Below are 985 nucleotides of genomic sequence, written 5' to 3'. Positions count from 1 at the left end.
ACGCAACTACTCATAGCCGAGCCATTGTGCTTAATTATGACGACACCTAAAAAAGAAATAATAAATGACAATATGCAGAGGACTTGTTTCTTTTGTTCAGAAACTATTGAAGGAAAAAAATCTTTAGAACATATAATCCCTAATAGTTTACTGGGAAAATTAGGAATTAAAGAAGAAACAGTTACGGGCAAAGGTGTATTTCAATATAGTCGTGTAAAAGTACCTGCACACAAAGACTGTAATAGTAATTTCGGAAGTGAATACGAAAATGAAATTCTCAAATTACTCGATGAACCAGAAAAGTTATTTGAGGAACTTAAAAATGAAGAGCCCGGAATATCAATGATTTATGGTCCCGATAATTCCTCAACATCTTTAATTTCTACTTGGCTTTCCAAAATTTACTACGGTCTATTTTATAATGACTATTTAAAAATAGATGATTTAGAATACAAAAAAACTGCTGAAAAAATAATTAATACTGACAATTTTAGAATGATACAAAATGCATATAAAGATGGAGTTGGTTTTTCCCTTCCTTCAAGTTTATATGTATTCGAGTCGGAGAAGGATTTTTTTGATTTGAGAACTTTTGTATATCCCAAAATGATAATGATGAAAATCAAAAAACTAGTTTTCATCTTGGTGATTGAAGATGGGTTTTTAACCAAAAACTATCTTAATGATGAACTATTATCCGATTTTAGAAAAGGTCTCTTGAGGGAAGAACAAGCTAATGATAAATTTCCTCTACATCTCTATGCTCTAGCGGAGATAATGGCTTTGAGAATGTGTATTCCTAAAACACCTTCTTTTATTTATTCTAATAAAGAGATAATGAATATGAGTTTATCAACTGGAGTTAAAAATCCTGATGAATATTATAAAGTTGACGAAGATTTAATCGCTGAAACTCGAAATGAAATACTCTTGAGTTTTAATGTCAAAATAAATTAACTAAGCACAACAATGGCTATAAGTAATT

At 29.9% G+C, this 985-nt stretch carries 1 protein-coding gene; it reads left to right on the top strand.

Annotated elements, in window-relative coordinates; all coding sequences use genetic code 11:
- The coding region (locus AA088_RS17440; protein WP_206539847.1) for a hypothetical protein at positions 1–957 on the top strand (957 nt) is incomplete at its 5' end.
- Positions 958–985: the final 28 nt, after the last annotated feature.

Origin of the sequence: Kordia zhangzhouensis, assembly GCF_001005305.1 — a bacterium.
GTDB lineage: Bacteria > Bacteroidota > Bacteroidia > Flavobacteriales > Flavobacteriaceae > Kordia > Kordia zhangzhouensis.
This window is presented reverse-complemented; position numbering and strand designations above follow the sequence as displayed.